Here is a 14,902-nt window from a genome sequence, read left to right as displayed (position 1 = left end):
AGCGAATTTGCGCGCTCCTCTGATCGAACAGATCGTCGCGGCAAGCGGCTGCTCTAAGCGTCGGCAAACGCCAGTCAGTTGATCTCCTGGCGTATCGGGGTTCTTCCTCAAGCCAGCGACGCGGAAGGATGCCCCTAATCCGCTGTACGGCGTCCTCAAGGTAGTCTTCCACGCCGTGGGCTCAATCTCCTCTTTGATCAGGGTCTCGCGCGATAACCGATTCTCGGTTGACCTCAGAGCGTCGGTGGCGATCTGGCGACCTCCATCGCCACCTACGCAATCACATCAGCAGACTTTCAGTTATTGCAGTTACATACCATGCCCATTATATTGACGATCAAGGAGATATCGCCATGACCAGTCAGATCGTTCATTTCGCCGGATTGTCGGATCGCGACCGCAAGATAGCCTCGCCCTTGCCGAAACTCGTCGCCGGCGACAGGCTGGAACTCCATGTTCGTCATGCAGGCGGCCGGGAACAGACGCTCTCGATTCCGCCCTCGGCCGCCGCGGCAGTTGAGGCCCTTCTGGCGCACCTGCTGCGCGGCGAGCGCGTCGCCGTGCTGGCCGAAGACCAGGAGCTGAGTCCGACCGAGGTATCGGCCATTCTCGGCATCTCTCGTCCACTCGTCGTCCTGCGCATGGACCGGGGCGATCTGCCATTCCGCTATGTCGGCAAACACCGCCGCGCCTTGCTGAAGGACGTGCTCGTGCTGAAATCCAGGCTCGACGCCCGTCAGGCAGCGATGGAAGCGCTTACTGAGGACACAGAGGACCTGATCGAGAACCATGGCCTCTAAACCGCCCGTCGCGGTCTATGATGCCTGCGTCCTCTATCCCTTTCATCTGCGCAACGTCCTGATCCAGTGCGCCTTTGACGGTCTCGTCGAGGCGCGCTGGACCGATGACATCCATGACGAGTGGATGCGCAATCTCGCCGCCAACACGCCTGCCTTACCAAAAGAGCGTCTGATTGCCACGCGTGACAGGATGAAGGCCGTCCTGCCGGAGGCGGACGTGACGAACTATCGCCCGTTGGTCGCAAGGCTCGAACTACCTGACCCGGACGATCGGCATGTTCTCGCAACCGCCATTGCCTCGAAAGCCTCCGTGATCGTCACCTGGAACCTGAAAGATTTCCCAGCACGAACCCTCTTCCCCCACGGCGTGACCAGCCAGGCGCCGGATGATTTCCTGAGCGATCTCCATGCGGCGTTTCCCGACGCGCTCATTTCCAGTGTCAAACGCGCCCGACTCAATCTGCGCAAGACAACGCCATCGGTTGAAGCGTTCGTGGACGCGCTTCAGCAAAGCGGGTTGAAGAAATTTTCAGACGTGCTTCGCCGGAACATCATCGGGTTGAAGTGAGCCGGCGTGATCCATACAGAGATCGACAACCGAATACCCTCGCGCCGACGGCAGCAGCGTTATTCGTCCTCACTTTCGGCCTCGGCTGAAAGCCGCTCCTCTTGAACGGCAGCTCTGCTCAGCAACCCGGTGTCTTCGAGCGCTTCGAACGGCGCCAAATCCTTCCAGCCGTTCGAACAGCCGCGTCGCGGCCCAACGGGACAGGTTGCTGCCAGTCGCCGTCGCCGGCACGGCGTCTGCCGCAAACAGCTTATGGATCACCGGCGCGCCCCTTGGTCCGGACCTTCGGCGAGGCGGCGAGAAGTGCGTCCGCGCGGCGGGCGATCTCGCCGGCCGACTGCAAAGCGGAACCCGCCCCTTCGACCAGGGCGAGGCAGATGGCGCGCGGGAAAGCGGGTTCGCCCGGCCGCACGCGTCCCCTGCCCCCGAGGCTTTTGAAGGCCGGGCCATAGCGCTCGGCCATCAACAGCGGCACGGGGTGGTACCATTTCAGCATCGCGGCGATCAGAACGTCGCCAAGCGCCGAGCGGCTCGGCGTCGGAGCTATCGGCAACAATCGCCGACACCAGCTCCGCCGCGGCAAACGGCGCGGACAGACCGGATTGCAGCGCTGCGTCGGCGTGATCGACGGTCGCCGCCAGCCGGTCATCCCAGTCAAGCCCCGGCAGATCGACCAGCTCGGCCACGCCTTTCGAGGAAAAGCCGGGTTTTCGGGTCACGATCCTTTTGTACGCCGAAAACACCTTTCCTGCAGTACCGGGATCGTCGCCAACTACGGTGAGCAACACGGCGTCTTCGCTCGATCGAGATCATCGACCGTCTTGCTGCCGCTGTCCCCGGCAAGGACGGTGAGCTTGACGCCGACCTTGCCCCATTGCTGGGCGACGAGCTGCAGCGTCTCCTTGTTCTGGGGCTGCGGCAGGGATTCGTATGCCGTCAGTACCAGTTCCTTGCCATCCTTCTGGCGCAGACCATTGGCGCCGACCGACCAACCGGCCTCGTCGAGCAGGGCCTTGGCCTTTTCGGCGTCGAAGGTGAGCTTGGCCGAGACATCCTTGTAGCCAAGCGCCGACGACGCGATGATTGATGTCGCCTGCGGATAGTTGGCCGAAAACAGTGTCGTGACGATTTCCTTGGTGTCGGTGGCGTGCAGAAGCGCCTGGCGCACCTTGATATCGGCGACCAGCGGATTGTCCGGACGGAAAACGACGCAGTTGTTCGCGCCGCGCGTCGACGGTGCGGAGATCAGGTAATCCTGGACCTGTCGGATGAAGTCGGCCTGGCCGGCAAGCAGGGCGCCGATGCGCACGCTGTCTTCACCGGTGATGATGTACTTGATGCCGTCAAGATAGGCGCGGCCCTGGTGATTAAGCTTCGCCGACCCCCAGTTGTAATCATCACGCGCCTTGAAGTTCAGCTCCTTGCCGATCGTCTCGCTTTCGACCACGAACGGCCCAGAACCGATGATCTTGGTGGCATCGCCAAGCTCTTCGAATGGCAGCGAGAGCGTGCCCGGCGCCACCAGGCCCGACCCGATCTACGTGCCCTGAAGGAAGCCCGGCGACGGTTTCTTGAAGTGGAACATGACCGTCAGCGGATCGACGACTTCGCTGCGCTCGTAGTTGTTGATGACTTCCGACGCCGGCTGTTTCAGTGCCTTGTTGCCAAGACCGAAGACGTCGTAGTTCTTGGCGACCGCGGCGGCGTCGAGCGGTGTATCGTCGGAGAAGGTGACACCAGGGCGGATCTTGAACGTATATTCCGTTGCATCGGCGTTCACCGACCAGGACTCGGCGATCCACGGTTCGATCTCGAGCGTCTTCGGATTTTGATAGGTCAGCTTGTCGGTGATCTGATTGAGAATGCCACCGTTCGGATAAAATCCGCCGGCGGGCGGGTAGAGGTTGGTGTGGGCCTGCTGCTCCAGATAGATCAGCGTTCCGCCCTTGACCGGTTCCGTTCCTTCAGCACGGGCGCCGGTCAGGATCAGGCCGGAGGTCGCAAGCGTCGCCAGGGTGATCGCGAGCTGTTTCAGTTTCGTCGTCATGGGAGCCTTCCTTCAAAAATCTGAAGGCTATCGTACGATCACGGGCGCCATTATCTATTAACGCTAGTCAATTAATATGCTATGTGTTTTACCGGATCAGAAAAAAGCATCTCACTCTTTGGCGTGACGGAGTTATCTGTCCCCGGCCCGATTTTTAGGGCGTATTTCAAACCCCTCGGGAGTGCGGTCCGACCAAACGGGACATCCGGTTTCTCTCAATGGCACGATTGGTTCACCACGACATTTGCTGCACCGGACTAAGCATTGACAATTTCGCCATTATTCGTTGAAAAAACACGGCAATTCCTTTGAACCTCCCAAGGATCGAGACCATCATGGAAAGCAATAAAGTCCTCGTTGTCGGCGGCGCCGGCTATATCGGCTCGCACACGTGCCTCGAACTCGCCAACAAGGGTTTCGAGCCCGTCGTCTACGACAACCTGTCGAACGGCCATGAGGAGTTCGTCAAATGGGGCGTGCTCGAAAAAGGCGACATTCGCGACCGCCAGCGGCTCGACGAGGTGCTTGCCCGTCACAAGCCGCGGGCCATCCTGCACTTTGCCGCAATGATCGAGGTCGGTGAATCGGTCAAGGACCCGGTCTCCTTCTACGACAACAACGTGATTGGCACCCTGACCCTGCTTTCGGCCGCGCTCGCCGCCGGTGTCGAAGCCTTCGTTTTCTCGTCGACCTGCGCCACCTACGGCCTGCCGGAAAGCGTGCCGATCGATGAAAAGCACCGGCAGGCGCCCATCAACCCTTATGGCCGTACGAAGTGGGTCTGCGAGCAGGCACTGAAGGACTATGGCCAGTACAAGGGGCTGCGCTCGGTAATCCTGCGCTACTTCAACGCTGCAGGTGCCGACCCGGAGGGCCGTATCGGCGAGTGGCATGAGCCCGAGACGCACGCGATCCCGCTTGCCATCGACGCCGCTCTTGGCCGTCGCCAGAGCTTCAAGATCTTCGGTACGGACTACGACACCCGCGACGGCACCTGCGTGCGCGACTATATCCACGTCCTTGATCTTGCCGACGCCCATGTCCGTGCGGTCGAGTATCTGCTTGCCGGCGGCGACAGCGTCGAACTCAATCTCGGCACGGGAACCGGCACCACCGTCAAGGAACTGCTGACGGCGATTTCCGATGTCTCGGGGCGCGAATTCCAGGTCGACCTCGTCGACCGGCGCGAAGGCGATTCGACGACGCTCGTCGCCAACAACGACAAGGCGCGCGACATTCTCGGCTGGGTACCGAAATACGACCTGACAGACATCACCCGTACGGCCTGGAACTGGCATGCGGGCCGCAACCAGGGCGCCTGATCCGTTGCTGGCTCCGGCGCGGCCAGGGCTGCGCCGGAACCCCATTGTGGTTGCGAAGAGCGAAGTGGCCGTTGCCACCATTTCCCTGGAGCAACACGGCGCGCCGCGGATCAATCCTTCCAGAAGAGCGGCGTCAGGATGACAAGAACCGTCAGGATTTCCAGACGGCCGAGCAGCATCATCACCGACAAGAGATAGAGTGCCGGATCCGAGAGCGTCGAGAAATTGCCGGCCGGGCCAATGATCGGGCCGAGCCCGGCGCCGACGTTGGAAAGCGCCGTCGCAATTGCCGACATAGCCGTGAGGAAATCGTAGCCCATCGCCCCCATCGCGAGGCTGCCGAGGGCCCAGATGAACATGTAGGCCGTGAAAAACATGAAAACGGTGCGCTGGACGTCGATGTCGACGAGCGTCTTGCCGTATCGGACGGTGTGTATCGCGTTGGGGTAAATCAGCTTGAAGAGGCCGGCCCGGATCGAGTTGAACATGATGATGAAGCGGTAGGCCTTCATGCCGCCGGCCGTCGAGCCAGAACAGCCACCGATGAAGGTGGCGGCAAAGGCGAGTGCGACGATGAACTCACCCCAAAGCATATAGTCATCACTGGCAAAGCCTGTGGTCGACAGGATCGACGTGACCGTGAAGAAGCCATGTGCCAGCGCCTCGTTGGCGGCGACGCCGTTGACAACGCGCTGATAGAGGCTTGCGGCAAGCGCCAGAAGGGTCAGATACGACAGGAAGACGATGATCTGCGGGTCCTTCAGCGTGTCGAGCCGGCCGCGCACGATGAAAATAATGAGCACGGAGAACGGCAGGCTGCTCAAGGTCATGAAGCCGGTAGCGACCCACAGGATCGGCAGGCTTTTGTAGTAGCCGAGCGAGGCGTCGTGGGTGGCAAAGCCGCCGGTGGCGATCGTCGACATTGCATGGTTGAACGCGTCAAAGCGGCTCATGCCGAGGTAGGAATAGATCACCGTGCAGGCCACGGTCAGCGCAACATAGATAAGGATGAAGGCTCGCGTGAAGGTAACGATGCGGGCGAAAGGCTTCTCGGTCGTGTCCGACGATTCCATCTTGAAGAAGGACATTCCGCCGACCCTGAGATAGGGCATGACGAAGAGCCCGAGGGCGACGATACCGATACCGCCCAACCAGTGCAGAAGTGATCGCCACAACAGGATACCCGGCGGGGCAAAATCGAGGCCGGTAATAACGGTCGACCCGGTGGTCGTGATGCCCGACACCGATTCGAACAGGGCCCTGGCGAAATCAAGCTTCAGCGACGATAGCCAGAAGGGCATCGCTCCGATCAGCGAAACAACGATCCAAAGCAGGTTGACGACAAGGAAACCCATCTTGCGGTTGAACGGCGGCGGGCCGCCCTGGGTGGCCGCCATCGTTGTCAACGACAACCCGCCCGTCGCAAAGGCGGTGACAGCAAAGATCTTCCAGTTGGGGTGACCGTGAATGAGATCGATCAGGGCGGGCAGGAGCATGGCCAGCGACAGGTAAAAGCCGACCTTGGCGGCTATGTTGATCGCGGACTGGTAGATGGGTGCATGCAACGGTTGCTCGCCTCGGCTTTGCCCAGGACCGGAGCGGCCTTGGGAGTGTGGGACATTCAACCTCAAAAGGCCGCGATTCGCACCGGTGTCGACTTGCAGCCCTCTCGCAATCGAGCGCTCTCGGTTCGACGTCTCTCATTCGGTTGAGCGCCAGGCCTTGGCAGAGCCGCCCGTTCAAGGCAAGTCGCGCGTTGCGGCGCTGCGGCATTTTGCCCGTTCAAATCTAACTCACGCAAAGCTCACAGCTTTTCGCCCTTTCAGTCATCACCTTGACTTAATTTCACGCGTAAAACCTGCTTTATTCATTCCCTATGCAACCTAGAGCAACATCGATGACGCCCGCCCGTTTTACCCAATGCCTTCTCGTTCTCCGTTGGACACCGATCAACCTTGCCAGTGCGCTTCACTGCAACCTGGCATGGATCGAGGCGATGGAGACCGGTGAAGAGAAGGTTCCGGACGAGCTTGCGACCTGGCTTGAGGCCCTGGCGCGCGCGCATGAGGAACTCGGCATTCCCGTCACCTATCGCGGCAAGGGTCTGGAACCGGCAACGAGCCGTGTCGCGCGACGCGGATGAGACCCCGATAACAACCTCGAACCGGACCCAGTCGACGTCGACCTCTGTCTAGGGTGACGCCCCCTCTTGCGGGGCGATCGCCATGGCGCCGGCCGGGCTCAGCGCGCCGCAGCGCCAGACCCGATAGTTCTGCTGCGTGTCCCAATCGTAGTAGTAGGCTGCATCCAGTCGCTTGGCCTTGGCAAAGGTCGCAAAGACAGTCCGCATGGCCGTCATGGCACCCTCGCGCGCACGGTCGTCAACAGGGCAGCTGCGCGCTGTATTGGCGATCCCCCATTCGGTCACCCAGCAGGGTCGGCCGGAATCGGATGGTTCGCAGAAATCAAGGACCTGGGTCACGACGTTCCGGATGGCTTCCGGATCCTTGCGTGCCGGATAGATATGGATGCCATAGGCATCGACGAACGCGTCCATGCCGCGGTCGCGCAAGAGCCCGATCACCTCGGAAGGGTCGAGCCGCTCCATGCCTTGCCGGTCGGCTTCCTTGGGCCCCATATCGGAAAGACCCGCTGAGATGATGGCGGCCTGGCTGCTATTGGCACTCGCCCGCACTACCTCGCGGGTGACTTTCAGTGCTTCGATATAGTTGTCCAGCCCCTTTTCGAACGCGGCCCGGTCGGTAAGTCCACCAACGTCGCGTGCCGTCGGCCGGCCGGGCTTCTGGTAGACGGCGAGATCGCCATTATAGCCGGCAAGGTTGATTTCGTTTCCAGGCTCCACGGCATCCAGCTTGATGCCGAGGGCATCGATGCGTGCGAGCGCGTCCTTCAGCCCCGCGCGGTAGCGGTCGATGTCCAGATCCGACAGCCGGTTGATGTCCCAGATGCGGCCGAAGCCGGTGCGGGGTTGAACGGTGTCGGCGTAGTAGCTTTTGTTTGAAAGCTGGATTTCGAGGAGGATCCGAAGGCCCAGGCGATTGGCGATCTCCAGCGCCTCGATGCTTCTGTCGACCGGTCGCGAAAGCGACAGGCGGACATGCGCAGCACCGCTGTCGGCGATTTCGCGCAGGATTCGCTCCTGTTCCTGCCGCTTCAGCCAGCCGAGATTGAGCCGGTTGACACCGAAGCGGGTATCAGCCGCGTCCTCGGCACGCGTTGCCGGCGCACAGGCCCACGACGCGAAAAAAGCCACAGCGGCAAGGAACAGCGCGCGCGGCGCTGCTCCTTCTATGCGGCGATCAGATACCAACTTGCTTGAGCGCACTTTGGAAGTTCGTCTCGCATGCCGAGTACCGCTCGGTAACAGCCTGGGCATCAATCTTGGACAGGAAGCTGGCAAGATGTGCCCGCTTGTCGGTTTCGCGGTTCCACACACCCGCTTCGATATAGGGGAAGCCGATGAACTCGAGCATCTCGCGCATGCGATCGTCGACGGCGATCATCAGCGACGGTGTGCCGGCCTGCATGCCGATGACGCAGCCGTGGAAGCGACGCCCGATGCACAGATCACGCGACGACGTCCATGTTCTCCACTGGTTGGTGTCGAAGAACACCAGAAGCTCGTTCTGCCTCTGCCACTTTTCCTGGTGCTTGTATTCGGTCTTGCCGGTGATGCGGCCGCTGGAGCGATCATAGACCGGAGCGTTGTCATCGACAGGAAGCGTGAGGTTATAGGCGACAACCTCGTCCTGAATGACATAGCTTGCGACGCTATCGGGCTTCAGCAGCGCGTGGGCGTCGACGATCGTATCGGCGACGCTACCGAGATAACCACCGAGCGCAAGCTTCTGGGCCGACGCCAGTTCAGCGTCAGCCAGTGCTGTCAGTGACCGCCGCATCTCGTTCGGCGCGAAGAACAACGAAGGGCAGCCGGTCGGCTTGACGAACTTCATGCCTTCTGCACGCAGGAACTCGGCGGTGAAATAGCCGCGGGTCAGGAAGAAGCTTTCCTTCTTCTTCAAGACCTCGAGGAACCGCAACGTACCGGCCGGCAGGTTCTCCTTGAGCCCCTCGCGCTTCTGGATGCCGATACCCATCACCAGAACGGGCATCTTCAGTTTCTCGAAAACATCCGCTTCGAGATCGGCGGAGTAACCCGGCCGCAGAAGGTTCGCCGAGGCAAAGACGCACATGTCGAATTCCTTGTTCAGGGCATCGTACACGTCGTTGGCGCCGCGGCTGTTGACCAGATGCCAGAAGGGCACATAGGTGACGTCATGTCCGCGCAGGGCGTAGGCCGCCCCCTCACCGATCAGATAGTTGCCGGTGTTGGCGATCTTTTTGACCTGGTCGACCAGTTCCTTCTTGCTTCGGATGTCGTCGAAGTAAGGCTTGTGGTGGACCCTCGCCCCGGAAACGCTCGAGACGGTACGCTGAAGATAAGAAGGAATTCCGGTAAGCAAGATACGCATGACACACCTAATCGTAGGGGCTGGGCCACAAAAGTTCGCTCCTGCACGGTTCCCTTAATCGTAGCGGATCAAGGGACAAAACATGCAGCAATTCAAAGTCCTGCAGCGCCGCGCGCCTGATAAGACGCGCGGCGCTTTAGGGGTTATTGTCCGATGCCGATTTCGCGCAGCACCGTGCGGAAGTTGCGTTCGCGATCGGAATAGCGGTCGACCAGTTCCGACGCGTTGAGGCCCGCCAGGTGCGAGGCGACGAATTCGGCACGGTTTTCCGACTTTTCGAGATCCTGGACCTCGACGGACGGCAGGCCGGTAAAGCCCAGCATTTCGCGCATGCGGTCGTCGACAGCGACCATCAGGCTCGGGACACCGGCCTGCATCGCAATGATCGAGCCGTGGAAGCGGCGACCGAAGTTGAAATCCATGTGCGAGGCCCAGGCGCGCCACTGGTTGGTATCGAAGAAGGTGCGCACGTCGAACGGCACCTTCTGGCGCTCAGCCCCCGGGAAAGCGAGATCGCCGAGCATCTTGCCCGAGCAGGAATCAAAGACCCGGCCATCGGCATCCGGCTCGACCTTCATGTCGAAGTGCAGGAACTCGTCCTGGATGACATATTGCGGCTTCGCACCCTCTGGGTTCAGCGCGATGGCATCGACGATGCAATCGTGATTGGCGCCGAGATAGCCCGAGAAGATCGTCTTTGCCTGGCCGATCTTCACGCTTGGCAGCTTCTTCATCGAGGCGCGCATGTTGTTTGGTGCGAAGTAGACCGAGGGGCAACCGGTCGGTCGAACGTACTTGAAACCCTGGTCCTTCAGGTAGCCAGCCGTCTCATAGCCGCGGGTCAGGAAATAGTGTTCGCGGTCTTTGAGCACATCGAGCAGCCGCTTGGTTCCCTCCGGCAGGCCGGTTTCCAGATCCTTGCGGTTCTGATGGCCGATGCCGAGCATGACGATCGGCATCTTGAGCTTGCTCAAAACGTCGGCTTCGGCATCCGCGGAAAGCCCCTTGCGCAAGAGGTTCGCGCAGGTGAAAACGCAGATGTCGAAGTTGTTGTTGAACTCTTCGAAACCGGTACCGTTCTTGTGGGCGTTGTAGAGATGCCAGAACGGAATCTGCTTGGCATGCGGCGCAATCGCGCGCAGGGCGCCCTCACCGATCAGGTAATTGCCGGTGTTGCTGATGTTGCGAAGCTCCTGAAGAAACTCCTCTTTGGACTCGGGTTGCTTCTGCCGCTCCGAATAGGAGACCGACAGGCCATTCGCACCGTTGGAGAGGCGCGTGTAATGACCAGGAATACCCGTCAGGAGGATTCTTGGACGCATGCGTATGTCCCTTCTTTTGAAAAGTCGCCCGGATCGCTCAGCCTGCTGCTGCGACGCCGGCACTGGTAGTCTCACGCACACGGAAAACCTTTGCGCGCGAAAGCGATGAATTGTTCACGGAGCGGTCGCACCAACCGAGGAACTCCGAGAAGGAGTTGGTCCAGGAGCGCCGCGCCGCCGATCTGAGGCAACCCTCCATGATCGGCGCGAGCAGGTTTCGGTCCCGCGCGACCTCTGCGATCGCGGTGACCATGTCGCGCACGACCTGGGGGTCGGAGCTCGCATCGATGAGAATGCCGTCCTCGCGATCGACGATGAGTTCGTCCACAGCCCCGACCGCCGTCGCGATCGGAACACAGCCGAGCTGTTGTGCTTCGGCGATCATAAGCGGGGCACCTTCCCAGCGGGAAGGCATGGCGAGCACATCGGCCCAGCCGAGCGCCTTGATCAGATCACGGCTGGAGAAGACAGGCGGGCGCACGTCGACACCGAGTTCCTTCAGCCGGTCCGTCCAGGAGAAGTTCGCGTCGGCGAGGATTTCACCGCCGATGGCGCGCGCGTCGAAAGGCACGCGGGCGGCACGAAGCTCCGCAATGGTCGCAGCCAGCCGGTCGATGCCCTTCTGCTGGTCGAGGCGGCCCATGTAAAGCAGCCGCAGCCGGTCGTCCTTGCGCTCGATCCGCCGCACCTGCAGCACATCGGCCAGCACCTTCGGCGGCACGGAGAAGCTGGCGCCGTTTGGAACCGCGAAGATCTTTTCGAGCGGGACTCCGAACGAGTGCAGGTAGAATTTCAGCTGTTCCGAGCAGGTCAGGAACGCATCGTAGCAATGCTCATGGGCAATCGCAGCAAAGGGCTGGCCGGCCGGCCGCTTGAACGGCGTGTTGTCGACGACGTGCAGATAGCAGGCCGTACGCGTGCCTTCCGAGCGCAGCCGCGCGATCAGCGGATGCATCGCCATCACGTGGTTGTTGATGACAAGGTCAAAACCGGAGAGTTGACCCTTCAGCGCACCCCAATCGACCTCGTGGTGCTCGGCGATGAAGTCCTGCCCGAGGAACGAGCCGGAGCCGCCCCAGGCCGGTATGTCCTGGTCCCAGAAATGCACGTAGTCGAAGCTCGCGTCGAATTCGTCGATCACGTCCATGCGGCTTGTGCCGAGCACGAAGAGGTGCGTCTCGTAGCCGGCGGCGCGCAGTTCGCGGGACGCGGCGTAGATCACCTTTTCGGCCCCGCCGAAAGAGGCGTTCGGCACCAGGAGTGCCGCGGTCTTCTTGCCGGCCTCGCTGTGGCCGAGCGGCAGAACCGGGGAACCGCCGATTTCGGTGCGCAGCGCCTTGTGCAGATCGGAATAGGGCATCAGCCGCGGCGGACGCCAGGTCCAGCGCTTGCCGGCGGTGCGGCGCAGCGGGCTTGTGGCGATCGCGTTGACGCAGTTGATCATCACCTGCTGTGGCGTGATCAGCGTGCGGCGCGGCAGCGCCCGCGGGAACGGGAAGCGCACGTTGAGAACCGCCGACGTCGGCCAGACCTGCTGGCTGCCGATCGAGGCGAACCAGTCGAGCGCATTGTTGCGGATCACGTCGCGCAGAAGCGCGGTCGAGATGAAGATGAGGTCGGGCTGACCGAGATGCTGTGCGCCGGCATCAAGGAAGGTCGGCTCGATCTTGCGCTGCGTGGCGTCGTTGCCGAGGTGAACGAAGACGACATTGGCCTTCTCGCTCAGGCGTTCCAGGTGGCAAAGCACGTTGGGCAGCATGCGCGAGCGCAGAAGAAGATCGATGGTCGCACCGCTTCCAGCCATCACGAATGGCGGAAAATGCACATTGTCCGGCTCACCGGTATTGGCCCAAAAGGCCGGGATGATGTCGTCGAGGCGCAGCCGCTTCGGCTGCTTGGTCGGATCGGTGAAGAAGGAAATGGCCGCATCTTCCGTGCGCGCAAAAAGGTAACGCGGGCATTCCTCATGTTCGAAATCAACGAGCATGGGCCGCTGGAACAGGGCTCTGTGGCGTTTCCTGAGAAAGCTGACCGAGGTTGCGCGGTCGCGGTTGGCTTCCTTGAAGCGGCTTTCCGCCCGCAGGCGATACTCAAACGTGGTCTCGTGGCAGGGGGTGCCGACGAAACCGTGCTCGACGCAAGAAAGCCAGAACTCCCAATCCTCGAAACCGTTCTGCCGATCGTCGTTGAAGCGTACACCCGCCTTAAACACCTCGATGGAAATCATCGATCCGGTGTCGCAGATATTGTCGGTGATGCAGTGGACGAGCCGGGAATAGTGGTTGCCGTAATGCGCCCGCCAGCTCACCGAGAAGGTATCGATGTTGGTGTAGACCCAGCCCGCGCCACTGTCGCGCAGCTGACGGTAAAGGGTGTCGACCGTGCCCTTCAAAACGCGATTGTCGGCGTCGAGGAAGTAGACCGCCTTCGCCTCGGGAAGGTTTTCGAGCACATAGTCGATGGCGCGGTTGCGCGCCCCGCCAGGCCCGGCATTCTGCCCGAAGACCACGTGCACGTCGGGATGGGCAGCAGAAAACAACAGCAACTGGTCGAAGGTTTCGTGCCGAGGGTCGCCGTCGACAGAGACGACGACAGCGATCCGGCTGTCCGTCAGCTGGGAAGCAAGCGCCGACTCGATCGCCTCCAGCGCAAGGGCCGCATGGCCGTAGAGCGGCATTGCAATCGCAATCAGGTCGCGCGGATCGTTGCTGCTAGACATGAGACGCACCGCCAGACTGCTTCACCATGCGGAAGCCTGAAACCTTGAGCCAGGAGAAATCGACGGAATCCGTCACAGCCCGGCTAAGGATCATCAGGTCCATCGGGTGGCGCACCGGCTCGTCCAGTTGGAAATTGATATTGATCGGCTGCTGGTTGGTGACTTCGCGCCAGCCGCTGAAGAAGGCCGAAGGCCTGACTGACCCTTTACGCGCCAGTTCGGCCACTTCCGAGCGAGCATTCGAATTGGCAGGCGCCAGGAGGAAGCTGACTGCAGCCGGCGCACCCTTGGGATGGTCGACGATCGCGGTTGCCGAGAAGGAGATGGTTCCAGCCTCCACCGCCCGACCAATCGCACCGGCAGAGACGCCGCTTGCAACCGGATGACATACAACCGCGTGTTCGTGCTCGAGGAAGCGTACTGTCTGGAAGTCCGGCACCAGCGGTGTCACCGAAACATCGACGATCTGACTCAGAAGGTCGACGGACAGGCGATAATCCTCGATGAAATGACCATCGAGCAGGGCCGTCGGTGCGATCATGTTGGGCATGCGGGTCGGCTTGACACCTGGCAGTCCGGTATAGACGCGGAACGCCAGCGGCCGAAGATCGAGGTCGGCGTGCCGTGCTTCGGAGCGGGCCGTGTAGTGTTCGCTTGCAATCGGATAGCCGAGTGACAGGCCGATGGTCTCCGAGCCCGTGGTCGAGACACGCAGCCGCAGCGTCTTTGCGCCACCACCACAGGTCCGCGGCAAGGCGAAGAAGTTCCAGCTCGGGACGAGCTGCGAGAACGGCACGCTCCACTCGGCAACGCCCTCACCACTTTCGACATAGCTCAGCACGACGACGAGCTCACCACCGTCCCGCGGGACGGAATTGAAATGAAGCGCAATGCCCGCCACACCGTGGCTCGAGACCGGCAGATACTGCTCGACGAAGGCATTGGCGATCAGGTGGCCGATACCCTCGTCCTTCGGATCGACATAAGGGTCGTGCGCGAAGACCTCGGTCACCGGCTCCCAGTTGCGCGCCTGGAAAGCATCCTCCAGCGCCCGATAGTTTTCGAGCAGCGTTTCACGCTCGCGGCGCAGCAGCGCCAGTTCCGAGGTGATCGCACTGCTGAAGCGGGCGAGACGCCCGACACCACCATCGACCAACATCTGGATAAGAGAAGCGCTTTCGCCCGCCGTGTGCGCGCTCAGCCGCTTGACGGGCACCTCGGGGACCGTGCCGAGCGCGCGCAGCGACGTCAGGCCGGCCTCGAGATGCGCCTCGCCCTCACCGGAAAAAGCAACGCCAAGCAGTGGGAACACGTTTTCCAGGGTTGATTGCGGGCGATCGCCCGCCGGAAGGAAGTGAACCAAGTGCTCGATGCCACTGCCTTCGACACTTGCCCTGTCGTGATCGGATGCCACCACCAGCTTTCGCTTTGCCTGCGAATACCTCACGCCAGACGACATCAACTCTTGCACGCGCCACCCTCGATACGAACAGTTTCTCTTTACGGTTGAGTTCGCCAATCCCAAATAGATCGGCGAAATCAAGCTCATAAGAAAAGCATATCAAGGTTATTTGCAGTGCACAATAAGGTATATTTGTGATTTTCGTGAAATAATACTTCGGATTTTGAAG

General features: G+C 61.1%; 10 protein-coding genes and 2 pseudogenes. 4 read left to right on the top strand and 8 right to left on the bottom strand.

Translation table 11 applies throughout. The features are described 5' to 3' along the window. Positions 1-353 precede the first annotated feature (353 nt). Together MKZ91_RS24755 and MKZ91_RS24750 are read left to right on the top strand one after the other, a co-directional pair. Positions 354-800: a DNA-binding protein gene (locus tag MKZ91_RS24755; RefSeq protein WP_336173676.1), complete on the top strand. Its 447-nt coding sequence runs from the start codon at positions 354-356 to the stop codon at positions 798-800. Further along, positions 790-1,368, top strand: a complete 579-nt coding sequence (locus MKZ91_RS24750; RefSeq protein WP_336173675.1) for a PIN domain-containing protein — start codon at positions 790-792, stop codon at positions 1,366-1,368. Before MKZ91_RS24755 ends, MKZ91_RS24750 begins: the two co-directional genes overlap by 11 nt. A 69-nt stretch (positions 1,369-1,437) precedes the next feature. On the opposite strand, the pseudogene MKZ91_RS31665 reads toward MKZ91_RS24750, so the two are convergent. Together MKZ91_RS31665 and MKZ91_RS24730 are read right to left on the bottom strand one after the other, a co-directional pair. After that, positions 1,438-1,831 (bottom strand): annotated as a pseudogene (locus tag MKZ91_RS31665) (DUF1403 family protein). Between the two features lie 79 nt (positions 1,832-1,910). Beyond that, positions 1,911-3,415, bottom strand: a pseudogene (locus tag MKZ91_RS24730) (TIGR04028 family ABC transporter substrate-binding protein); the annotation flags it as partial. 335 nt (positions 3,416-3,750) lie between these two features. On the opposite strand from MKZ91_RS24730, the gene galE reads away from it, so the two are divergent. Further along, positions 3,751-4,737: a UDP-glucose 4-epimerase GalE gene (galE, locus tag MKZ91_RS24725; protein WP_336173673.1), complete on the top strand. Its 987-nt coding sequence runs from the start codon at positions 3,751-3,753 to the stop codon at positions 4,735-4,737. 110 nt (positions 4,738-4,847) lie between these two features. Here galE and MKZ91_RS24720 read toward each other — a convergent pair whose 3' ends face one another. Continuing rightward, positions 4,848-6,302 carry a TrkH family potassium uptake protein gene (locus tag MKZ91_RS24720; protein ID WP_336173672.1) on the bottom strand — a complete coding sequence of 485 codons (1,455 nt, stop codon included), beginning with the start codon at positions 6,300-6,302 and terminating at the stop codon, positions 4,848-4,850. 332 nt (positions 6,303-6,634) lie between these two features. Here MKZ91_RS24720 and MKZ91_RS24715 point away from each other — a divergent pair, with 332 nt between their 5' ends. Then, on the top strand, positions 6,635-6,880 hold the full coding sequence (locus MKZ91_RS24715; protein WP_336173671.1) for a hypothetical protein: 246 nt from the start codon (positions 6,635-6,637) through the stop codon (positions 6,878-6,880). A gap of 48 nt (positions 6,881-6,928) precedes the next feature. Here MKZ91_RS24715 and MKZ91_RS24710 read toward each other — a convergent pair whose 3' ends face one another. The 5 genes from MKZ91_RS24710 to MKZ91_RS24690 form a co-directional block, all read right to left on the bottom strand. Further along, on the bottom strand, positions 6,929-8,068 hold the full coding sequence (locus MKZ91_RS24710) for a glycoside hydrolase (RefSeq protein ID WP_442892343.1): 1,140 nt from the start codon (positions 8,066-8,068) through the stop codon (positions 6,929-6,931). Then, on the bottom strand, positions 8,058-9,230 hold the full coding sequence (locus MKZ91_RS24705; RefSeq protein ID WP_336173670.1) for a polysaccharide pyruvyl transferase family protein: 1,173 nt from the start codon (positions 9,228-9,230) through the stop codon (positions 8,058-8,060). Before MKZ91_RS24705 ends, MKZ91_RS24710 begins: the two co-directional genes overlap by 11 nt. 143 nt (positions 9,231-9,373) lie before the next feature. Beyond that, a complete protein-coding gene (locus MKZ91_RS24700; protein ID WP_336173669.1) occupies positions 9,374-10,552 on the bottom strand; it encodes a polysaccharide pyruvyl transferase family protein in 1,179 nt (392 codons plus the stop codon). A 37-nt stretch (positions 10,553-10,589) separates the two neighbouring features. Further along, positions 10,590-13,271: a glycosyltransferase gene (locus tag MKZ91_RS24695; RefSeq protein WP_336173668.1), complete on the bottom strand. Its 2,682-nt coding sequence runs from the start codon at positions 13,269-13,271 to the stop codon at positions 10,590-10,592. Further along, positions 13,264-14,730 carry a DUF6212 domain-containing protein gene (locus tag MKZ91_RS24690; RefSeq protein WP_336173667.1) on the bottom strand — a complete coding sequence of 489 codons (1,467 nt, stop codon included), beginning with the start codon at positions 14,728-14,730 and terminating at the stop codon, positions 13,264-13,266. Before MKZ91_RS24690 ends, MKZ91_RS24695 begins: the two co-directional genes overlap by 8 nt. Positions 14,731-14,902: the final 172 nt, after the last annotated feature.

Source organism: Ensifer sp. MJa1 (assembly GCF_037026475.1).
Taxonomy (GTDB): Bacteria; Pseudomonadota; Alphaproteobacteria; order Rhizobiales; family Rhizobiaceae; genus Ensifer.
Note: the sequence above shows the minus strand (reverse complement) of the source record. Positions and strands in the feature narration are given on the sequence as shown.

Bases quoted from the DNA above. Each gene is read 5' to 3' on its own strand.
- MKZ91_RS24755 (WP_336173676.1), top strand. From the start codon at position 354: ATGACCAGTCAGATCGTTCATTTCGCCGGATTGTCGGATCGCGACCGC.
- MKZ91_RS24750 (WP_336173675.1), top strand. From the start codon at position 790: ATGGCCTCTAAACCGCCCGTCGCGGTCTATGATGCCTGCGTCCTCTAT.
- MKZ91_RS24705 (WP_336173670.1), bottom strand. From the start codon at position 9,230: ATGCGTATCTTGCTTACCGGAATTCCTTCTTATCTTCAGCGTACCGTC.
- MKZ91_RS24690 (WP_336173667.1), bottom strand. From the start codon at position 14,730: ATGTCGTCTGGCGTGAGGTATTCGCAGGCAAAGCGAAAGCTGGTGGTG.
- MKZ91_RS24715 (WP_336173671.1), top strand. From the start codon at position 6,635: ATGACGCCCGCCCGTTTTACCCAATGCCTTCTCGTTCTCCGTTGGACA.
- MKZ91_RS24700 (WP_336173669.1), bottom strand. From the start codon at position 10,552: ATGCGTCCAAGAATCCTCCTGACGGGTATTCCTGGTCATTACACGCGC.
- galE (WP_336173673.1), top strand. From the start codon at position 3,751: ATGGAAAGCAATAAAGTCCTCGTTGTCGGCGGCGCCGGCTATATCGGC.
- MKZ91_RS24695 (WP_336173668.1), bottom strand. From the start codon at position 13,271: ATGTCTAGCAGCAACGATCCGCGCGACCTGATTGCGATTGCAATGCCG.